The organism is Paraburkholderia sp. GAS41 (genome assembly GCF_050436545.1).
In the GTDB taxonomy this organism is placed as follows: domain Bacteria; phylum Pseudomonadota; class Gammaproteobacteria; order Burkholderiales; family Burkholderiaceae; genus Paraburkholderia.
On the sequence record NZ_JBNDMK010000047.1, the window covers coordinates 1 to 19417 of the forward strand.

Below are 19417 nucleotides of genomic sequence, written 5' to 3' on the forward strand. Positions count from 1 at the left end.
GCGGGGCTCGACAACGATCTCTTCTACATGGACAAGACCATGATGGTCTTCGGCGATGCGAAGAAGGTGATCGAGGATATGGTGAAGTCGGTCGAGTAGGCCGCCGCTAACTGGATAGAAGTCGGAACGCGTCTGGCGCACACACTGAGCGACGAGCACATCACCATCGCACAGTAACACCTTGTGGGCTGAACGTGCCCATGGGGCCAATAGGGGACGTGCTACGCGTCGACCTGACGTTCTGGGAGCGGAGCGTCGGCTGGCGGCATCGACGGCGCGTATCGGCGTTGCGAAGGACGACTTCTATCCACATGCTTGATTGATCGGGTTTCTGGGCCTTCTCTCGAGCCACGGTACGGATCTCATAACAGCCGGTTCGCATGCATGGTCGAGCATACCGGGCAATACGTAGGATGGTTCGAATGTGCAGCGCGTGCGTGCGAATCTGCATTCGGCGCAAGCACGCATGGACGCTGCGCAGGCCACCTACGAGCGAACGATTCTTCTTGCGATCGAGAACGTTGACAGCGCAGTCACGTCCGGCAACGAAACGCATGCACGGGTGGGCAAAGTGATTGATCGACTTTGCGCAGACTCAGGCTTCGGCTGAAGGCACACACAGCACTCCACGGCGCGCTGATCGAGAGAGTCCAACAGCACTGTTAGCCTTCTGCGGCAGGCGCACTGAGTTTCAGCCCATGCGCAATCAGATTGCTGCCGGATGAGTTGGATGAGTAGATTTCGCCTAATGCTACAGGGAAGACGTTCGTCGACGACTTGCGTGTGGATGCAATGCCACGACGTTATGACAGACATGCCCTGACGTACGTAGAAGTCTTGGTGGGTATTGCCGAAAATATCATCAAGTTCAGCGGGTGCAAAAAGACAAAGGGGTGGAACCCGCTGTAACTGGATATCCACGGAATGACGCTGCGTTGAACTGAATAAGGAATCGCCCATCGAGGAAATTCAGTTAATAACTCCTTCAAAGCAGCCTTTTCTATCGTTCAAACTCTCTTTGATACACAGGAGCATGAAAATGATCGTCAACATCCGAAATCTGGTTATTGGTCTCACGGTGGTTCTGCCGGTACTTGCGAGCGCCCAGGGAAATAGTGCGCCGATCACGCGTGAGCAGGTACGGGCTGAGCTGGTAGCTCTCGAAGCAGCTGGATATCATCCGGGCAAAGCCAGCCCATACTACCCGGCAGACATTCAGGCCGCCGAGGCCAAGATTCACGCGGGCGACGCCGTGGGTGGAAATGCGCAGACCTCCTATGGTGGTGTAACCACCGTGAACTCAGAGGCTGGGGAACAGGGGGCCGGGACGCATTAAATCTGCATGCTGTTTTCGCATCTTGGAGCAGCAATGCGGGACGCGCGTCCGTAAGCCCTCAAAATTTGGGGGCTTGTCCTCTACATCGCCCGCGGCAGCGGGAATTGTCTGGCGTGCGGGATATTTCCGTGTGGCTGCTCGAAGCCCATCGAGCCGTGAAATGGAGTCTTTTCGGGCGAAACATGCGGCATGTCCAATGCTTTTTTTGAAATGCTATTGGACTTGCCAACCGCAACGAATGCACATATCGAAGACGTGGCCCCATCTCATCGTCATACCTGCGCGAGACGGTTGAATCGCTTGAGACGGCATGTCGTCACTGTTACTCATCGATGTCGGAGACCAGCCTGAAACAACGGGATCCTGACAGATTCGATGGCATTGTCAACTTGATGGAGATGGTGTGTGTTATTCCACGCCGTCAAGGAGTCCTTGCTAGTTAGCGTTGAGGTGGCTTACACCTGCCCATTCCTGCCAGGTGAGAAGACGCGACTGGAGTGCAGCACGATGGCGGGCCGCATTCATCCGGTGCCGTGGCAAGGCGAAGTGCTGACGGATCGGGCCGAAACGCGAGAGAAACGCCTGCGTGCGCCGCGGGTCGCGAAAACCCTGCATCTGACGTTCACGCCGACGCGTAGGCTGGCGACTGTTTTCGGCGCGATTATTGACCCGGGCTGACGCCTTGACGAAAACGTGCTTCACGCCAGCCAACTCCGGCACTTCCGCCTTGGCCGCCGGGTAGCTGCGCAGCTGGTCAGTAACGATCTTGCGCGGCACCGGATGCGACTGCAGCACGCGCCTGAAGAAGCGCTTTGCCGCAGCCTTGTCGCGACGCTTTTGCAGCAGCACATCCAGTTCGGCTCCGTGTTCGTCCACCGCGCGCCACAGCACATACGGCTCACCTCGCAGCTTAACGAACACTTCATCGAGATGCCAAGTAGAACCCGGCTCGCCGCGCACGGCTTTCGCGCAACGCGCAAACTGAGCACCGAATCGGTCGCACCAGTTGCGCACCGATTCGTACGTGACATTCACGCCGCGCTCGAGCAGCAACTCCTCGACGTCACGCAGGCTCAGGTTAAAGCGATGGTACCAGCGCACCGCGCAACTGATGATCGCTGCAGGAAAGCGAAAACCGTGGTACGTCGACTTGATCTTCTTCATGCCCTCATTCTAACCGGCGCTGCGCTTAACTTGACATTGCCCTTGCAGGAGGTCACGGGAAGAATGTCGGCTGGTTTGCCGGTTGGGGATGCCAGGTTCACCGAAGAAGTTATCAACGCCATTAATTCCACGGCGCCAGAGTACCTATTGAATCGTCGCCAGAAAAGCCCTCCGCAAGCGTGCGACAGCGTCTTTCAGCTCCTCGGCATTCAGGCTGCCAAACCCCAACCTGAGTGCCGGGTATGACCGGTTCTTCAAAGAGAATTGTCCCGCCGGCAGGAACCGCACACCTTCGCGATCGGCGGCTGCCTGGAGTGCGTCCATGTCAATGTCGACCTTGCAGGCGGCCCACAGTGCCAGCCCCCCGACGGGCAGCTGGAACGAAATCCATTCGTCGAGCTGGCTCGCAAGCAGGCTGGCGAGCAGGTCGCGTCGTTCGGCATAGATTTTCATCACTTTCTTCGTGTGACTGTGTATCACACCGCTGGCAAGCAGATCTGCGATTGCAGCTTCCGTAGCCGGGTCGCCCTGCCGGTCGATAATCGTAACTTCGGCCGCTGCACGGTCGATGAACTGCGACGGTGCGATCAGATAGCCGATGCGCAGGGACGGTGTCAGCAGCTTGGACATCGAACCGACGTAAATCACCTTACCTCGGCGGTCAAAACTGGCCAGAGGAAGCATCGGTCGATGCGTAAAGTGAAACTCGTGGCTGTAATCGTCCTCGATGATTGCAAAGTTGAACTGTTCGGCAAGAGCCAACATGCGCATACGCCTAGCCGCGGGGAGCAGAACCGTGGTGGGGAACTGATGATGGGGCGTGACGTACACCGCTCTCACGCGCTTGCGATAACAGAGTTTCTCCAGTTCATCGACCTTCAAACCGTCTCCATCGAGTCCAACAGCAACGATTTCAGCGCCGGCTGCACGAAACGCTTCGCGTGCAGGCGGATAGCTGAGTGCCTCGATCACGACACAATCGCCCGGACGAACCAGGACGCGTGCCGCGACGTAGATACCCATCTGGCTGCCACGGACTATGCAGATATTGTCTTCACCTGCTGTGATACCTCGCTCACTGCTGAGCATGCCCAGGATTTCGTGTCTGATGCGCTTCGTGCCGCGAGGGTCTCCATAGCCAAGCCTATTGCGTTGTGAGGCATACAGAAGCGCCTTACGCCACGCCGCCGCTAGTTCTGCCACTGGCACAAGCCTGGTATCCGGCGCGCCGTCGTCAAAGGTGAGGTAGCCATCTTCGCTGTAGAGACACTGAACGTCCGGGCCGCTGCCCGCCAGTCGTACGCCCAGGGCAGAGGCGATGCCGGAGTCAGCCGGCTTGAGGGTCTCAATGCCTTTTTCGGGTAGTTCCGACGAGACAAATGTGCCGCGAGTCTTTTCGGATTTCAGCCAGCCTTGAGCGTAAAGCTCTTCGTAAGCAAGGATGACTGTCTTCCGGTTGACGCCCAGGGCCTTCGCCATTTCACGGGATCCGGGTAAAGGCGCACCAGGCATCAGACGGCCACGCCTGATTTCGTAAACGATGGCTTGTACGATCTGGCGCGCGACTGGGCCGCCTTCCCGCTGGATCACTATGTTCAGGTCCCACGTTCTAAGCATGGTTAACTCCAACTGGACCCATGGAAATAAAAAAACTGGAGGTTTTATCTGGCCCAGTGGCGACCTTACCATTCCCTCATAGAAATGCAAATCATGCGTTTTTTACCCACAACACAGGCTGCGCATTTATAGGGGCTGGGAAATGAGTCACGCTCAATTACGCTCGAATTGCCTGAGCTTTGTAGAACTTCTGGCACAAGCCATCGCGTTGATTTCCCCCACCATGACGGCGGCGCTGATCATCCCAGTCATGTATGGCAACACAGGCGACTGGAGCTGGCTTTCATACGTGCTCGGGACGGTCATGCTGCTGTTCGTTTCGTTCAATCTGAACCAGTTCGCGAAACGTTCTACCTCGTCGGGATCGATGTACAGCTATATCTGTCGCGGCCTTGGTCTGACCGCCGGTGGTCTTGGCGGCTGGTCATTGATTTGGGCGTACCTCGGCATTTCAATGGCTGGCATCACCGGCTTTTCGATTTTCGCGGGCAAACTGCTCGATATGGTTGGTCTTGACGTGCCAACGATTGTGCTATTCGCGGGTTGCGCTGGAGCGGCGTCTTATCTCGCATGGAAAAACGTCCAGCTTTCGGCAATGTTGATGCTGGTGCTCGAAGGCGTCTCCATGCTGCTGATTCTCGCGTTGTCGCTCATCGTGCTCGCCGAGCATCATTTCGCAATCGACGCGACGCAGTTCGCTGTGTCGAAGCTGCCCTGGTCCAATGTTGGGCTGGGCGTGGTCGTTGCGATTTTCAGCCTTGTCGGGTTCGAATGCGCGACTGCTTTTGGCGACGAAGCAAAAAGGCCGCTGCGCAATATTCCGCGTGCGGTCATCTGGAGCCTGATCATCTCGGGCGCCTTTTTTGTCTTCGTCACCTACGCGATGGTTATCGGCACTCGCGGCTACCATCAGACGCTGGACCAGATCGACGCGCCGCTGAATGTCATGGCTCAAATGGCGCATGTGGGGCTGCTGCAGATTCCTCTGTCGGTCGGCGCCATGGTCAGCTTTTTTGCTCTCTGCCTGTCATGTGTCAATGCGGGCTCGCGAGTCATCTTCGCGATGGGTCGCCATGGCATCTTTCACGGGGCGATTGCGGACACCCATCACAAGAACGCCACGCCGCACGTTGCGATTGCCATCATGGCGGGAATTGCATTCGTCGTGCCGGCCGTGCTCGTAACAGGGCACCAGGCCGCGCTCGATATCTTCAACTGGGCGGGAACCATGGCGGCATTTGGTTTCCTGGTTCCGTATGTCCTCATTACGCTCAGTGCTCCTTTTTATCTGCGCAAAATAGATGAACTGCGGCGCCGTGACTGGGTGCTGTGCGGTTGCTCGCTGGTGCTTCTTCTGATCCCGGCCGTCGGGTCTGTTTATCCGGTACCGCCAGCGCCGATTAAATACTTCCCCTATGCCTATCTCGTCTATCTGGCGGTCGGTGCGTTGTGGGTTGGTTCACTGCATAAACGCAAGCCTGACGTCTCACTATCGATTCGTGAAGACCTTGAACGAATGCACGCGCAGTTCCAGTTCGGCGAGCAATAACGATGCGGGCAACGTTGCATTCGAGCCGCTGGTTGTCCGGCGACGTGCGGGAAATCGTTCTGAGTCCGCACGGCTATCTGGGCTACCGGCCTGGCCAGTATGTTGGGATTGCCCGTCCCGGTGGCGAGCGGCGATGTTACTCGATGGCACGGGCGCCGTCGGGCGACAGGCGCATAGCCTTGCACGTGCGTCGCTGGCCAGGCGGAAGCTTCTCTGATCGTGTGATGAACGAAGTGCGCATTGGCGATGAATTCGACATCACTGGACCGCTCGGCGCGTTTAGCTTTCCGCAGGGCAGCGGCCCGGTCGTGATGCTTGCGACGGGGACGGGCATCGCTCCTTTCCTGGCAATGCTCGAAGCTTTCCTGCCAGAGCAAGCCTCGCGTTCAGTCAGCCTGTATTGGGGCGTACGCGCTGCGGACGATCTCTATGCGCGAGACACGCTGAAAGATTGGGTTGCACGATTTCCCAGCTTTCGTTTCGTGCCTGTTCTGTCCACGCTCGGCAAAGAGTATGTACAGGATAAGGCAGCTCGCGAGATGCAGGATCCGGCATCGACACATGTACTTGCCTGCGGTCATGGGCGAATGATCGCCGATGCCCATGCACGTCTTGTAACAGGAACCCCCAACCCTGTTGCGGATTTCGTCGCTGATGAATTTGAGCCGGCTGCCGCGCAGGGTAACGATGATCGTAGTGCATGCGCGGAGCAAGGTTCGATCACACCGCGCATAGTCGGACTGCTCGTCGACGGCAAAGCGCTGAGCGCGCGTATCGGCGAGTCACTGCTGGACGCACTTAGCTCTGCGGGCCTGCCGATCATGTCCGTTTGCGGCGGCAAGGCGTCTTGTGGCACGTGCATTGTTGAGTTTGACCCAGATTGGGTTGAACGGGTGCCATCTTGCTTGCGTGCCGAACGCAACCTTCTCGCCTGCCTGCCGGACGTCGGCCCTCTGAGCCGTCTGGCTTGCCAGATTCGTATCACCCGAGAGATTGACGGGCTGGCAATCAAGCTGCTGTCTAAATGATCCCCACAAAAAGGAGCAATCGCATGAACGCAGTAGTCGAGCAGTTACAACTTGAACAGGTCGGTGATGATTTCTCGGAAGAACCGATGTTGATGGTCCGGGGCAAGACACGCAAGATCATCCACGAAATCGCCACGCGCTGCCGACCGGGCATGGTGGAAGAGGACGCCGTGGAAATCGCGAAGGAAATACTCGCTGCCAACAAGATGCTGCGGGGCTGGCATGACGTCTACGTCCGCTTCGGTTCGAACACGACCAAGACTTTCGGTGCAGATTCCGATCCAGGCGTCGTTCTGAAAGAAAACGACATTATGTTTGTCGACATCGGCCCAGTGTTCGAAAGGTGGGAGGGCGATGGTGGCGATACGTTTGTGTTTGGAAGCGACACGGATATGGCGCGCTGTGCTGAAGATGCCCGAAAGCTTTTTCACATTGTGCGCAAAAAATGGCTGGACGATGGGAGCACGGGTAAAGCGCTTTACGAATTTGCGGTAGAGCGGGCCCAGAGCATGGGCTGGGAGCTGAATCTCGATCTGTCTGGCCATCGCGTGTCTGAGTTCCCGCATGCAGCGGTATACGAAGGGCCATTGGCTGATGTTGACTTCTGCCCATCACGGTTGCTCTGGGTGCTGGAAATTCACATCCGACATCCGAAATTCAACTACGGAGCTTTTTTCGAAGACATGCTGCTCGAGGATCAGTACTTCGAATAAGCACGGCTCCCTTCCGGGGGGCAACGGCGTTGACCTGAGAGGGTCCGCATCCATGGTGTGGTTGCGGACCAAGACCTTTGACGAATTCTTTCCGCCATTTATGTCTGCACGATCTTGCTCGCTACAACACGTGGTTGCCATCCGGCACGTCGACTTTGAAGATCTCGGTACGTTCGATGCTGTCATACGGACGCGCGGTGCTGAAATCGGGTACGTCGAGGCGGCCCTTGATGATCTGTCGGTTATCGATGCAGATGGTCTCGATCTGCTCGTGGTCCTTGGTGGACCCATCGGCGTGTACGAAGAGAAATCCTATCCTTGGCTGACGGGCCTGAAGCAGATGCTGCCTGCTCCGATCCTTCGTCTACGAGGTAGCGCGTCACTTCGTCGTTTACGTCCTGCCGGGCCAGCCTTGTCCGTATGACGGGCTTAGCCGTCATTCGCGTGAAGTGCGCACGCGCGCGCAACGATTGGAAGTAGTCGACGTCAACAGGGGCGCCGAGGCTGGACGTGGCGCCTTGCAAGATCATCGGCCGCTTTTTGGCGTATTTGACTTCATCGCCCACGCCTCTCAGTAAGCTGATAAAATGTATCGCAAATGCAATACAGAGGGGTTTGCCATGAAGACCGCAACAATCCCTGCGCTGCGTGTAGAGCCCGAGCTGCGCAAGGCTGCAGAAGAAGTGCTTAACGAGAACGAGAGTCTGTCCTCGTTCATGGAGGCATCGCTCCGTGAAAGTATTGCGAAGCGCCGGCTCCAGCGGGAATTCGTTGCGCGGGGTCTGGCCGCGCGCGATGAAGCCTATCGGTCGGGTGAGTACTTCGACGCCGACGAGGTGCATGCGGAACTGGCGAGCATGCTACAGGCGGCAAAGACGACAGGAAAAGAACATTGACGTACCGTGTGCGCTATACCGCCGGTGCCCGTCATGATGTGCTGCGCCTTTACAGATATCTGCTGGACCGCGATATAGCGGCTGCGGAGCGCGCCCTGGACGCGCTGCGAAAATCTGCTGAAGTCCTTGAGCATTTCCCTTTCACGTGCAGGAAGGCGGACGAACATAACCCTTTTCTTCGCGAACTGATCGTGCCATTTGGCTCCGCTGGATATGTCGTTCTGTTCGAGGTTGAGGACGCGAACATGGTGACTATCCTCGCTGTCCGGCACCAGCGCGAAGATGACTATCACTAGGCAACAGCCTGCTGGCCCGTTACATCACTCAACGGGCAGTCGAGGATAGGGAGCTGCAAACCGTCGGACCCTGTGAGCGACGGACATCCGTGTTGAGGTGCGTCTGCAGGGTAGGGCTGGAGTATCTCCGGACTCACGCCCCTGTCATTCGGATCGAGCCGTTCGAGCCGGAACTACAATCCTTCGAAGGCCATCACCATCCCCGCCAGTGCAGCCATCATCCTTTCAAGGAGCATTAAGACGCCCATCCATGCATCGAGGTGCAATGCCTTGCTGATGCGCTTTCGTGCGGCATCGAGTTCATTCGTCAGTTTCACTTGTCGCTCCTTCGCAGCAAGCTCCGCCCCGAACCTTGCCAACGTCGACGGCTTGCCCCAACCACTCGGTAGCCGCCACCGGTTCGCCTAGCCGGGAAATATCCTGATGCTGCTCGCTACAGCGTCGGCGATGTGTTCCTTCGCAATAATTCCGAGCACGCGGTCGGGTCCGTGGCCCTCGTGCCGCCCCACCACCACCGCCATCATCGCGTGCTGTTTCCATAATCGTGTGATCACGCCAAAGGCTACTTCATTTTCTCGCACGACGATGAAATTGCGCTGCGCCAGTGTCCCGAGCGAGATATCCGAATCGCTCTCGCTGACCGCACGCCGCAAACCCGTATTGATACGTAGCACACCAAATATTTCATGCTCGCGCGTGACCACGACGTGGCGAAATGCAGGGCCTTCGGATCGAGTCAGCAGGACACGAAAAGGCACCTGGGCATCAAGCACAAAAACGTCCGTTTCCATCACCTGACCCGCGCTTTGCACGAGAAACATGTTGGCGTGCATGGCATTCGGAATCGGATGACCGCGCCGCACCAGCTTGAGCGTGTAGATGCTCTCCTGCGACAGTAGCCGACGTGTCCCAAGGCTGAACGCCACAGCAAGAATCATGGGTAGCACGATGTCATAGTCACGCGTCATTTCGAAGATCATCGCCACAGCGGTCATCGCGGCGCCCGTGCCGCTGCCGACCATTGCGCCCATGCCCACCATCGCAAACGCAGGCGCGCTGACAGGTGCCCCAGGCATGACTATCTGTACGACGGACGCGAAAGCTGCGCCGAGTGTGGCACCGATAAACAGCGACGGAGAAAACACACCGCCCGAAGAGCCCGACCCGAGGCTGACGGAAGTAGCCAGCGTCTTGCATACCGCGAGCATCAGCAGAAAGGCGCCGCCCTGCAACTGACCGTAGAGCGTGGCCTGAATCGTCGCGTAGCCGACGCCCTCCACGTAATAGTGACCCGCAAAGCGGAATAGCAGGTACATTGTCACGCCAACCATCAGCATCCCGCATGCGTGCCGTGGATAATGCCCGGGTATGAGGTCAAAGGCGTCCTCGGCCCAGTGCAACGCACGAATCAGCAACGCTGCCGCGGCCCCTGTCACCGCGCCGAGCAACGCGTAAAGAAGCAGGGTCAATGCGCTGCCAGGCTGATTCGGAATGGCGCCGAGCTGCGCGGGTACGAAGAAAGCCGGGGCGGCGCCGAAGAACAGTCGGCCCAGAAACGTCGCCGTGCCGGTCGCGATTGCCACCGGCAAAAATGTATTGACGCTGATTTCCGGCATCATCAGTTCAGTGGCGAACAGTACGCCACCGATCGGCGTGTTGAAGGTTGCCGCAATGCCTGCCCCAGCTCCCGCTGCCACCAGCGTAATGCGCTGCCCTGCGCTCATCCGCACGACCTGTCCTAGCGTCGAGCCGAGCGCCGAGCCGATCTGGATAATGGGTCCCTCGCGCCCCACCGCAGCCCCGGAACCAATCGCGAGAGCGGACGCAATCGACTTCACGACCGCCACAACCGGGCGGATCATGCCACGCTTGTAGTAAATCGCGTCCATCACTTCCGGTACGCCGTGCCCTTTGGCTTCCGGAGCAAACGTGCTGACGATCCACGTGACCACGAGACCGCCCAGTACGGGTACAAGAATCACGAGCGCGCCCCACGGCGAGGCGGCCGTAAAGTGACTCGCGTCATACGCGAACGAGAGGCGGCCGAGAAAGAACGCGTTGTGTACGAGTCCAATCAGGGCGCGAAATGCAACGGCCCCGAACCCTGTAACGATGCCGACCACGAACGCAAGACAGCAGAGCCAGCGCAACGCGACCGGCTCGGTAGCATCGTCGTCTGGATGGGTGACCGCGCGCGGCTGAAGCGGAGCCACCTTGACGTGGCGCGGCTCGCTTTTCGCTTCCTGATCGGCCTGATCGGAGTCGCCCGGCATCGTATGGTGTCCTCACAGGACTACGGGTTTGTTCGCTGGCTCACTCGCGCGTGGCCCTTTGTTGCCTCACGCGGCGGTACGCGCATAACAACATGGTAGTACACGGCGTACAGCACGAACACGATCGCGACCATCGAAAAGGAGGCTGCTGGTCCTGAATCAAGGTCCAATCCCCTGATGCTACGGTCGACATTGGTAATATGTCACCTCATGATCTACCATACTGTTTCGTCGGCTAGATTTCCATATTTTTTCAAGTACGAAAGTTTTCTGGCACGGTTTGCGCAAGGCACCAGTCGGCACGCCGGTGCCGGTACAGGCATGCCACGTTTGAATATAAAGGACTCCATCCTGCCTGTGCGATTTGGGCCGACGGCAAGAAGGCTCTAGTACCCCAGCAAGTTCTCTAAAGAAAGACTCCGGACGAGGCAATCCATTGCGGAAGTTAAGGCGTGAAACAGTGTCTGATAGCGTTACTCATAGTCCTGCCCGTGTCCGTTGCGAGTACTTCTGCGGGCACTCGCGCAGAACGCGGCATCGACGTCGCGATGGTGAGCCCTGTTCAATCTGATCCATCAGGGATGACGAGCGACCCTGTGTCCGGGAAGGCGGACATGGCGCGGATCACCTATTCACCGTTGCCGTCGAACCGGAGCTCACCGCTCTCACGCGCCTTGCTAAACAATACAAGCTACGAGGGCGATCGAAGCAAGCGTTTGCGCGGTGACAGGTTTGAATGGCCGTGGCGCGAAAATTCGAAGTGACCGTCCAATGTGACCGGCAGCGAGACTTTGTTCTCGGTGAGGACACGAGCACCTGCTGCGCACAACGGTTGATGTTCATTGAACGAACAGGCGACCTGCAACTCGCCAGGTCCGTTCCGTTCAGCTCCGTTTAAACCCGGCCAGCCGCAGATGGATCAACCCCGTCCCCAGCTTGATTGTTACGCATTGTCGATCTGCCGCAGAGACGTCCAAGTTTGCTGTCGAACTGGGTGTCACCGCTATCTCGCACCATTCAGCGCCTTTGCAACTGCTAATTCTGTTCTAAGTTTTGTGGTCCAGGCTCAGATGGCGGTTGCAGCCCAGGCGTCGCAACCGTAGTCGCAAAACGCGATGGAGACAGATCAGAACCGCCGGTACAGGAGTTCGCTATGTATGGAAGATTCGCTGCGAATTCTCTGAGCCGGCGTCTTTGCTTTTGGCTACTCTGCACATTGCTCACCGTCGGTTGTGCGGGAATGGCCGGAACCGTCCTGGTTGCTCGCAAGTTCGAAACTAACGTCAGCCAATCCGCCGAGACTGCTGCGCCGCAGAACGCGGGAGATGTCGTAGATACAGCACCCGGGTCAGACATCGCACGCAGTGGAAACAATGAGAAGGGCGGTGGACTGCCGCTGGACTGCGTCGCACCAATTGCCATGTCCCTGCTGCTCCTGGCGGCCGCAAATGTCCTGATAGTGTGCCGATGTCTGCGCCCGCTGGATCAGTTGCAGCACCTTGTCACTTCGCTTGATCCTGAACGGCCAAAACCGGTTGAAGCGGGAGATGCGCCGCTCGAGTTAAAACCCATCGTCGATACCATCAATGGTTTGGCTGTGCGGCTTTCAACGCGCAGCGAAGTAGACAGGCGATTTACGCGAAATGCGGCCCACCTGCTGCGCACTCCGATTGCGGCCGTCAGCGTTCAGGTTGCCAATCTGAACAACGCGCCGACCGGGCAGCGTGAAGAGCGCCTGGCCGAGTTGCAGCAAGGCGTCGAGCGATTGACGTCACTTGCCTCACAACTCCTCGATCTCGCGAACGCGGATGGGGAAGCGCCCCGCGATATTGTTTCCAACGTTGCGCTGAGCCGGGTTGTCCATGACGTCGTCGCGAACCTTTTCCCGTTCGCCATTCAACGCGACGTGGACCTCGGCGCGGGTCGAATACAGGAAGTGAAAGTCCGTGCGTCAGAGGCAGATCTCAGGATCCTGCTGAGAAACGTCGTCGACAACGCGATCCGTTACAGCGGTGCAGGTGCGCACGTCGATATCACAGTATCGTGCATAGACAACGTTGCGGTCATTCTGGTCATCGACGACGGGCACGGCATGACTGCGCAGCAAATTGATCAGGTGTTTGAAAGATTTCAGCGTGATGAAACGCACCGAGGCAACGGGAGCGGACTGGGTCTTCCAATCGCACGGGCCCTGGCCAGGCGCTATGGTGGAACAGTCGAACTGGAGACCCGTTCGCCCCGGGCGACTGGCATGATAGTACGAATTGAAATTCCCGCAATACCTGACCGCGAAAATCAGGACGACGTGTAGGGCGCGCCAGGACTGAACGTGACGCAAGCGCGTTTTTTCGTTGTGCTTCAGCGTGCAGTGAACAAACAGAACCATACGGGTTCAAGAGGCCTCTTCAGAAAGAGGCTCCGGCTTTTGCCATAGCGACGTTCTGGACCATCCTTGAACGAGTAGGTGGATGCCTCCAGCTAATCGCACACTTCGAACAGAACGCCGCAGGACACACGATTGAGCAACGAAGTATGATTCTCCCCGGTCCACCAGCGTGCGAAGAAGCCTTCGGGATGGTGGCCAATAACGATCAGATCAACTTTCAGTGAGTTCGCGAGACGTGCGATTTCTTCAACGACGCTCCCAATAGCAAAATGCCCAGTCGCCGTGACACCCCAGGCATGAAGCTTCTCGATTCCTTCCTGGAGTATCTCTTTTGCCGTGCCTTCGTCAATGTCGGGCTTCACCGTAGAAAAGAAATCATAACCCCCTGAACACCACGAGAAACTTAGAATCGCGAGCAAATGGGTTTCGGCCTGCAGTTGCCGCGCAAGTGCCGAGCCGCAGCGTAGCGCCAGCCTCCCTTCGGGGGTGCCGTCATAACAAAGAAGAATCCGGTTAAACGGAGCCATTATCCAGATCACCTCCAACGACCCGCCGGAGATCGTCACCCATGCGGATCCGTTGTCACCGCACAGGTATTGCCGGTACGTTCGCGACCACCACCTACCCACGCCGGGCGAGCTAGACGAAGACCGTAACGGCCTCGAGCAGCGCCAGGCCTAATAGCGTGCCTAGCGCCGCACTCCGCAGCTTCGGATGCCATCGTTCGATACGCAGCGCTGTAAGCAGGCTGTCGGTGAAAATGATTCCGAGTAGGGCAAAAGCCACGATCAGATAGCTGATCCCGAAGTCGCTGTTAATGAACACGATGTCCTCCCGAAATCCACCCTTCAATTCTATGTCACGCTGTGACACATGCAAGATTCCATGAGCGATCTGGCGCACATTCAAACGGCCGAGTCTCATTTTTCACACCGGATCAACCGCGCGGGTTTGTCCCTATGTCGTCTTTAAGTTTCGCTTAAGCCCTTCATCCTAGATTCGGGCAGGTGGTAACGGCTCATGGCATCGTCGTCTGGCAGTATGTCCGAAGAAGCCTATGTGCCTTGATATTCGAATGCGGCAAGTCCGAATATGCTTGCGGGCGGGAACTGGACCTTCAGAGCACGGCCTCGCGTGCTCGTTGCAACTGGACTGCTAGAGGTGGCCAGACAGCCCTATTCCCTGTATCGGGGCTGATTTTGAGGATCCGGACGTAAGGCCGGATCCATTTTTTTATTCTGGGTGACACGGTGTCCGACGCGGCGCGACAATCACACCTCCAGGTCACCGTCCCGTTCGTCCATTTCGAGCTTTGCGAGTGTTCGACATCAGACTTCCTCCTTTTCCCAGCGATGTGAACAAACTCCGTCTATACGATAGTTGTCGAGGTATGGAATGAAGAGACTGCTCAGTCCGCACGAGATTGCGATGCTGTTTGTGTTACTCACTTCGCCAACCGCGGTCGAACTTTCGGACCCCGACGTGGCAAGCCTCCAGCGGGAACGTCTGGTCGAACTGGTCACAACAACGATTGATGCCGCCGAGTTCAAGCTGACGTCGGAAGGCGCGGAACTGATCAGGCGGTTTGGATCGATGAGGGACGATGGCTAGCCTGGCAACATTGACGGCGTGCGGATCCGCGGATCTTCAGTCTTCTCCAGTCGTCTGGTTGAACGCCCAACCGAATGCTTCGATCTCCGGTTTGTGCTTAGACGCGAGCCGTGCGAGGCACTGTGCCCCTTTGGCCGTCAGGTGCACTTCAACCTGACGCCCGTCTGCCCTGCTGGCACGACGCAATACAAGCCCGTTGGCCTCACAGCGCGACACGAGCGCTACGGTACCATTCGGCGCTGCCTGAAGCCGCTCCGCCAGTTCTCCGACCGTGGCCCAGTCACGTCCCCGGAAACCGCGGACATGCAGCATCAGTTGATACTGCAGAGGCGTGACACCTTCGGCATGTGTCACCTCCTCCGAGAAGCGAAGAAATCGACGCAATCGATAGCGGAAAAGTGACATCGCTTCGAGGTCTTCCTTATCCGGCATACTCTGCGGAGCTACTGGTTTCCTGTGCGTCGCCATTCTATAGGTTCCCGTAATCGGAATGGGCTGGTTGATCCGACATCATACTCACGATCTCCCGGCTCCGCGTGCTACGAATGTCGCTTGGCAGGTGAGCAAGGGACGTTGGCAATTCTTAGGCGACCGACTCAAAGTGGCCGACCTCTGCTTGACACGGTCGGCTGAGTACGACCCGGAAAAGACAGTCGCGTCACCCTGAACCGGTCATTGAGATAGGTTGCTCGGGTAGGGTTGATGGCGTCTGGCAAGTAGCGAATCCCCTACGAGTTGCTGCCTGACGCCGCCTATGCAGGCGTGATTTGGCACGATATAGTCAGCGCGATCTCAGGCCACTTCCGCGACCATAGATGATTAGCACTTTGCCTATATACCTATCTGTTGGCTCAGCGATGCTCATCACTGCGCCGCTATCGGTTCTTGTTAGTCGTCCGGTCACCGGAATTCAGTGGCAATACGTAGTGGCGGCTTTCGCAGTGTTCTGCGTCAGTTGCTTCTTTCGTAAGCGGTGTTTTCTCCACACTACGGAAGAAGCATGGGAGCGGAGCTCCCCTAGAACGGCATATCGTCGAAACGCGGCGTGGCTAATGACCGTTTCACGAACTTTAGCCAGCCCTTAAGTTGCTTGACGTCGTCGAATACGAACAGGTCACGTTCAAGGGCGTGGAGGCTCTCCTGCAGCGAGAAGATATCAGCGGCAAGATTGCGCATGATGGTGCTGGGCGACACATCGATGAAGGGTGGAATTCCGTAGCTGTGCTTGAATCCGTTCTCGACATGCAGGATTTCGTGGTCAAGTTCACCGACCTGTTCCTTCAGAATCTTGTTGTAGTGTTTCAACCGGTCTTCGCCGATGTTGTTGATGGCGCTTTGGTCGATATGTTCCAGCTCCAACTGCAACTCAAGTAATTGCAACAGGCTGTTTTTGCTATATGCCTGGTTGGCCCTTTGCATCAGAGCGGTCTTCCGATCACGCTCCTGCGGATCGGTTTCGCGGTCGGGATGCAAGGCACTGGCCAGTTTGCGATAGACCTCGCGGATGGATAAGCTCAGTTCGGCCTGCTCAACTTGTTCTCGTGCCTCTGCTGCGAGTTGCCTGGGCGTCTTTTTTCGTTTGGCGCGGCGCGCTTCCCGAGCCTGGTTTTCGAGTGCATCTTGTGCCTGCAGCTGTTCCATTTGCGCATGGGCGCGCTGCAGCACATCCTCGGGCGAACTCATATCAACGTCGTCGCCCAATTCGACCCCGAGCATAGCTTCGAGCGCTGATTTCATGTCGTCCAACTCGGCGGCGGCTTCACTGTCATAGTCGGATTCGCTGTATCGGTTGTAAATCGTTTTAAGCTCCGGATCGTCGCTCTGGGCGACCAGCTCACCTGCCAGGTCGCTGATCAAATCTGCAATCGTGCGCAGCTCGGATTTGGTCAGTCCCTTCTGACCGTACGCCTGGTCCAGGCGATGCACGAGCCTGGTCCGCAATTCGATGGAAGTTTGTTCAAGGGGAGCGAATTCGCTTAGATATTTCCGATGGAAGGCAGGCATTGCAGCCTCCCAGGCACTCAGCCGGGCGCGCCGCTTTTCGATCTGCTTGATCAGCGTGTTGAACGCCTTTTGCCCCTTCGACAGTTGAGACTTGTTATGGTCGGGAGCAATGCTGATGGACCTGAGATTTGTCCTGGTCATGGGATGATTTCCGCTGGTTGATGCGAGAGCGAGCACCCCGCTATTTTAGCCGAGGTCGCGGTTGCAACGCGCTGGCGTCCGCGCCGTGATAGCGAGCACGCGCACGTTGCCGACCAATGATCGACTTATGCCGGAGCTCGTGGAGAATGCGGACTGGACCCCAGATCGGGGTGCTAGGGGTGGGTTGTAGCGAGCTGCACTCGTTTGGCGAAGTTAAACGGCAGCAGGTCGCTGATGTCCGCGTCCGATGTCCGTTGTGGCATTTCGGTCAGCACATGATGCAGATACGCGTAGGGCTCGACGTTGCAGGCCCGGCACGTCAGCACGAGGCTGTAGACCATGGCACTCGCCTTCGCGCCCGCAACTGTGTCAGAGAAGAGCCACGAATGTCTCGCTGTTGCAAATGGCCTGATGTCTCTTTCCAGAATGTTATGCCGACTCCCCGATTATGCCGCGTCATGCATGCACGTGGCGGTGGGTCTGTCCTTTCATGATCGCTGTGTCGGCATAAATCTATGATTTCTTAGGCTGGCTATCGCGCTGGCCAGGAGAGATCAGATGAATGCGACACGCACAGTCAGCGAATCCGGCGGGCTGCCGGCTCATCACATCGATGCATTTCTTGATCGTCTACGGACGGCTCACTACTCCGAGGTATCGCTTCGCAAGAAACGAAGAGTCCTGTGTGCGTTCTCTGGGTGGATGAAGCACAGGAACATCGACCTGATTGACCTCGATGAGTCTGTCACGGCTTGTTTTATGAAGCGCATGATCGACGTATCACGAGACCGCGTCCAGCGTGCTCGTCCCACATTGCGGCAGTTTCTCGCCTATCTGCGCGCGGAAGCCATTGTGTGTTCGCCGACATTAGGCAGCCAGTCTGCGATCGCGCACACTTATTGCCGATACCTGGAGTATCTGAGGCAGGATCGTGGACTCGCGAAGAACTCTCTGCTCGTCTACGGCCCGTTCATTCGCGACTTTCTCGACAGTCACTCGGCCGGCGACGGAAGTTTATTGCCAGATGCATTTGACGCGGTAACGATCCGGAATCATCTTCTTGCCCGCAGCAAAGGCCGATCGGCGGAATACACGCGGCTGATGGCAGTTGCGCTTCGCTCGTTCTGCCATTTCCTCTTTCTGCGTGGCGATACGGCCCGAGACTTGGCTGGGTCAGTGCCCTCGGTTCGGAAGTGGCGACAGTCGACTGTGCCGACGTTCCTCACGCCTGAGCAGCAAGAAGCTCTCATTGCATCTGCAGACCGGTCGACTCCGACTGGGCTCCGTGACTATGCAATCCTGCTGTTGTTGGCGAGGCTCGGCTTACGTGCCGGAGAAATCATCGAAATCGAGCTCGACGACATTCACTGGCGTTCGGCGGAACTCGTCGTTCATGGCAAGGGGCAGATGGTCGAGCACATGCCGCTCTCATCGGAGGTTGGAGAAGCAATCGCAACATATCTCCGCGATGGTCGCGGAGCGAGTGCATCGCGTCGCGTCTTCCTTCGCAGATTGGCGCCTCGAGTTGGTTTGGCGGGCCCGGCGGCGATTGGCAAGATTGTTTGTCAGGCCTTCGCACGTGTTGGTTTCCGCCCCGCGTGCAGGGGCGCTGCACATCTGTTCCGTCACGGGCTGGCGACGACGATGATTCGCCACGGGGCCTCGATGGCAGAAATCGCCGAGGTCTTGCGGCACCGCTCACCCGACAGTACCGCGATCTACGCAAAGGTCGCGTTTGAGGACCTGCGTGGTGTCGCGCGTTCGTGGCCCACGGCAGGAGGTGCAATATGACTGCGATCCACGAGTCTCTCGCCCAGTACGTGGCAGTCCGCCGTGCTCTCGGGGCGTCATTCTATGAGCCTGCGTTGGCACTCGGTCATTTCGTTGATCTGCTGGAACGCGAAGGCGCCGAGTTCATTACAACCGATCTGGCTCTGCGCTGGGCGACGACACCCGAACTCGTCGAACGCGCTACGTGGGGGCGGCGCCTCTCTCAAGTGAGAGGATTTGCCAGATGGATGAACGTGATTGACAGTCGAAACCAGATTCCTCCAGCAGGACTCCTGAGTGCCCGCAGACGGCGCAACGCCCCGCATATTTACACTGAGCAGGAAATTGATCGGCTTATGACCCGCGCCTCTCAACTGCGATCCCGAACTGGCATGCGAGCACTGACCTATTCGACGCTCATAGGGCTTCTTGTAGCAACGGGTCTCAGGCCAGGCGAGGCGCTCCGGCTCGACCGGTCCGACGTTGACCTCGTCAGCGGGATACTCTCTATCCGGGAATCAAAGTTCGGCAACTATGCCGCGTTTGAGGCAATGCCGATCGGGCTGGAGCTGGACCACGAATATGCCAGCAATCAGACAGCGGGACGATGTTAACGAGTCGTCTGGCTCGGCA

Annotated in this window: 20 protein-coding genes and 1 pseudogene; 12 read left to right on the top strand and 9 right to left on the bottom strand. The window is 57.6% G+C overall.

Translation table 11 applies throughout. The features are described 5' to 3' along the window. Positions 1–99 (top strand): NAD(P)(+) transhydrogenase (Re/Si-specific) subunit beta (locus tag P3T43_RS34330; RefSeq protein ID WP_429285468.1); only part of this gene is annotated, 99 nt, incomplete at its 5' end. A gap of 940 nt (positions 100–1039) precedes the next feature. Next, positions 1040–1336 (top strand): DUF4148 domain-containing protein, encoded by a 297-nt coding sequence (locus tag P3T43_RS34335; RefSeq protein WP_429285443.1) that lies wholly within the window; start codon positions 1040–1042, stop codon positions 1334–1336. Positions 1337–1771: 435 nt separating this feature from the next. On the opposite strand, the gene P3T43_RS34340 is transcribed toward P3T43_RS34335, so the two are convergent. Both P3T43_RS34340 and P3T43_RS34345 read right to left on the bottom strand, forming a co-directional pair. Next, positions 1772–2500, bottom strand: a complete 729-nt coding sequence (locus P3T43_RS34340; protein WP_429285444.1) for an IS6 family transposase — start codon at positions 2498–2500, stop codon at positions 1772–1774. Between the two features lie 144 nt (positions 2501–2644). Then, positions 2645–4117 carry a PLP-dependent aminotransferase family protein gene (locus tag P3T43_RS34345; RefSeq protein ID WP_429285445.1) on the bottom strand — a complete coding sequence of 491 codons (1473 nt, stop codon included), beginning with the start codon at positions 4115–4117 and terminating at the stop codon, positions 2645–2647. 142 nt (positions 4118–4259) lie between these two features. Here P3T43_RS34345 and P3T43_RS34350 point away from each other — a divergent pair, with 142 nt between their 5' ends. From P3T43_RS34350 to P3T43_RS34375, 6 genes are all read left to right on the top strand, one after another. Next, positions 4260–5666, top strand: coding sequence for an APC family permease (locus tag P3T43_RS34350; protein ID WP_429285446.1), 1407 nt, complete (start codon positions 4260–4262; stop codon positions 5664–5666). Between the two features lie 2 nt (positions 5667–5668). Then, positions 5669–6694, top strand: a complete 1026-nt coding sequence (locus P3T43_RS34355) for a flavin reductase family protein (protein ID WP_429285447.1) — start codon at positions 5669–5671, stop codon at positions 6692–6694. A 23-nt stretch (positions 6695–6717) separates the two neighbouring features. Further along, positions 6718–7407 (top strand): M24 family metallopeptidase, encoded by a 690-nt coding sequence (locus P3T43_RS34360; RefSeq protein WP_429285448.1) that lies wholly within the window; start codon positions 6718–6720, stop codon positions 7405–7407. A 61-nt stretch (positions 7408–7468) separates the two neighbouring features. Next, positions 7469–7831, top strand: coding sequence for a hypothetical protein (locus P3T43_RS34365; RefSeq protein WP_429285449.1), 363 nt, complete (start codon positions 7469–7471; stop codon positions 7829–7831). A 196-nt stretch (positions 7832–8027) separates the two neighbouring features. Then, positions 8028–8303, top strand: a complete 276-nt coding sequence (locus P3T43_RS34370) for a YlcI/YnfO family protein (protein WP_429285450.1) — start codon at positions 8028–8030, stop codon at positions 8301–8303. Further along, positions 8300–8599 carry a type II toxin-antitoxin system RelE/ParE family toxin gene (locus P3T43_RS34375; protein WP_429285451.1) on the top strand — a complete coding sequence of 100 codons (300 nt, stop codon included), beginning with the start codon at positions 8300–8302 and terminating at the stop codon, positions 8597–8599. The genes P3T43_RS34370 and P3T43_RS34375 overlap by 4 nt, the downstream gene beginning before the upstream one ends. Before the next feature lie 173 nt (positions 8600–8772). Here the strand turns inward: P3T43_RS34375 and P3T43_RS34380 are convergent, their stop codons facing one another. Both P3T43_RS34380 and P3T43_RS34385 read right to left on the bottom strand, forming a co-directional pair. Further along, positions 8773–8916, bottom strand: a complete 144-nt coding sequence (locus P3T43_RS34380) for a hypothetical protein (protein ID WP_429285452.1) — start codon at positions 8914–8916, stop codon at positions 8773–8775. Positions 8917–9003: 87 nt separating this feature from the next. Next, the gene (locus tag P3T43_RS34385; RefSeq protein WP_429285453.1) at positions 9004–10872 is read right to left on the bottom strand and encodes a chloride channel protein; all 1869 of its coding nucleotides are present in this window, start codon (positions 10870–10872) and stop codon (positions 9004–9006) included. A gap of 1240 nt (positions 10873–12112) precedes the next feature. Here P3T43_RS34385 and P3T43_RS34390 point away from each other — a divergent pair. Then, positions 12113–13183 (top strand): sensor histidine kinase, encoded by a 1071-nt coding sequence (locus P3T43_RS34390; RefSeq protein ID WP_429285454.1) that lies wholly within the window; start codon positions 12113–12115, stop codon positions 13181–13183. 167 nt (positions 13184–13350) lie between these two features. Here P3T43_RS34390 and P3T43_RS34395 read toward each other — a convergent pair whose 3' ends face one another. Together P3T43_RS34395 and P3T43_RS34400 are read right to left on the bottom strand one after the other, a co-directional pair. After that, positions 13351–13785 (bottom strand): universal stress protein, encoded by a 435-nt coding sequence (locus tag P3T43_RS34395; protein WP_429285469.1) that lies wholly within the window; start codon positions 13783–13785, stop codon positions 13351–13353. A gap of 112 nt (positions 13786–13897) precedes the next feature. Then, a complete protein-coding gene (locus P3T43_RS34400; protein ID WP_429285470.1) occupies positions 13898–14083 on the bottom strand; it encodes a hypothetical protein in 186 nt (61 codons plus the stop codon). A 570-nt stretch (positions 14084–14653) separates the two neighbouring features. Here P3T43_RS34400 and P3T43_RS34405 point away from each other — a divergent pair. Continuing rightward, a complete protein-coding gene (locus P3T43_RS34405; RefSeq protein WP_429285455.1) occupies positions 14654–14869 on the top strand; it encodes a hypothetical protein in 216 nt (71 codons plus the stop codon). Between the two features lie 36 nt (positions 14870–14905). Here the strand turns inward: P3T43_RS34405 and P3T43_RS34410 are convergent, their stop codons facing one another. The 3 genes and pseudogenes from P3T43_RS34410 to P3T43_RS34420 form a co-directional block, all read right to left on the bottom strand. Further along, entirely contained in the window at positions 14906–15301 is a 396-nt protein-coding gene (locus P3T43_RS34410) for a MarR family winged helix-turn-helix transcriptional regulator (RefSeq protein WP_429285456.1), read from the bottom strand. 585 nt (positions 15302–15886) lie between these two features. Then, positions 15887–17014 (bottom strand): molecular chaperone DnaJ, encoded by a 1128-nt coding sequence (locus tag P3T43_RS34415; protein ID WP_429285457.1) that lies wholly within the window; start codon positions 17012–17014, stop codon positions 15887–15889. A 173-nt stretch (positions 17015–17187) separates the two neighbouring features. Further along, positions 17188–17448: pseudogene (locus P3T43_RS34420) on the bottom strand (transposase domain-containing protein); the annotation flags it as partial. Positions 17449–17572: 124 nt separating this feature from the next. Here P3T43_RS34420 and P3T43_RS34425 point away from each other — a divergent pair. Together P3T43_RS34425 and P3T43_RS34430 are read left to right on the top strand one after the other, a co-directional pair. Then, positions 17573–18805, top strand: coding sequence for a site-specific integrase (locus P3T43_RS34425; RefSeq protein ID WP_429285458.1), 1233 nt, complete (start codon positions 17573–17575; stop codon positions 18803–18805). Beyond that, positions 18802–19398 (top strand): tyrosine-type recombinase/integrase, encoded by a 597-nt coding sequence (locus P3T43_RS34430; protein ID WP_429285459.1) that lies wholly within the window; start codon positions 18802–18804, stop codon positions 19396–19398. The genes P3T43_RS34425 and P3T43_RS34430 overlap by 4 nt, the downstream gene beginning before the upstream one ends. Positions 19399–19417 lie beyond the last annotated feature (19 nt).

Bases quoted from the DNA above. Each gene is read 5' to 3' on its own strand.
- P3T43_RS34335 (WP_429285443.1), top strand. From the start codon at position 1,040: ATGATCGTCAACATCCGAAATCTGGTTATTGGTCTCACGGTGGTTCTG.
- P3T43_RS34340 (WP_429285444.1), bottom strand. From the start codon at position 2,500: ATGAAGAAGATCAAGTCGACGTACCACGGTTTTCGCTTTCCTGCAGCG.
- P3T43_RS34345 (WP_429285445.1), bottom strand. From the start codon at position 4,117: ATGCTTAGAACGTGGGACCTGAACATAGTGATCCAGCGGGAAGGCGGC.
- P3T43_RS34350 (WP_429285446.1), top strand. From the start codon at position 4,260: ATGAGTCACGCTCAATTACGCTCGAATTGCCTGAGCTTTGTAGAACTT.
- P3T43_RS34355 (WP_429285447.1), top strand. From the start codon at position 5,669: ATGCGGGCAACGTTGCATTCGAGCCGCTGGTTGTCCGGCGACGTGCGG.
- P3T43_RS34360 (WP_429285448.1), top strand. From the start codon at position 6,718: ATGAACGCAGTAGTCGAGCAGTTACAACTTGAACAGGTCGGTGATGAT.
- P3T43_RS34370 (WP_429285450.1), top strand. From the start codon at position 8,028: ATGAAGACCGCAACAATCCCTGCGCTGCGTGTAGAGCCCGAGCTGCGC.
- P3T43_RS34385 (WP_429285453.1), bottom strand. From the start codon at position 10,872: ATGCCGGGCGACTCCGATCAGGCCGATCAGGAAGCGAAAAGCGAGCCG.
- P3T43_RS34390 (WP_429285454.1), top strand. From the start codon at position 12,113: ATGGCCGGAACCGTCCTGGTTGCTCGCAAGTTCGAAACTAACGTCAGC.
- P3T43_RS34395 (WP_429285469.1), bottom strand. From the start codon at position 13,785: ATGGCTCCGTTTAACCGGATTCTTCTTTGTTATGACGGCACCCCCGAA.
- P3T43_RS34405 (WP_429285455.1), top strand. From the start codon at position 14,654: ATGAAGAGACTGCTCAGTCCGCACGAGATTGCGATGCTGTTTGTGTTA.
- P3T43_RS34410 (WP_429285456.1), bottom strand. From the start codon at position 15,301: ATGCCGGATAAGGAAGACCTCGAAGCGATGTCACTTTTCCGCTATCGA.
- P3T43_RS34415 (WP_429285457.1), bottom strand. From the start codon at position 17,014: ATGACCAGGACAAATCTCAGGTCCATCAGCATTGCTCCCGACCATAAC.
- P3T43_RS34425 (WP_429285458.1), top strand. From the start codon at position 17,573: ATGAATGCGACACGCACAGTCAGCGAATCCGGCGGGCTGCCGGCTCAT.
- P3T43_RS34430 (WP_429285459.1), top strand. From the start codon at position 18,802: ATGACTGCGATCCACGAGTCTCTCGCCCAGTACGTGGCAGTCCGCCGT.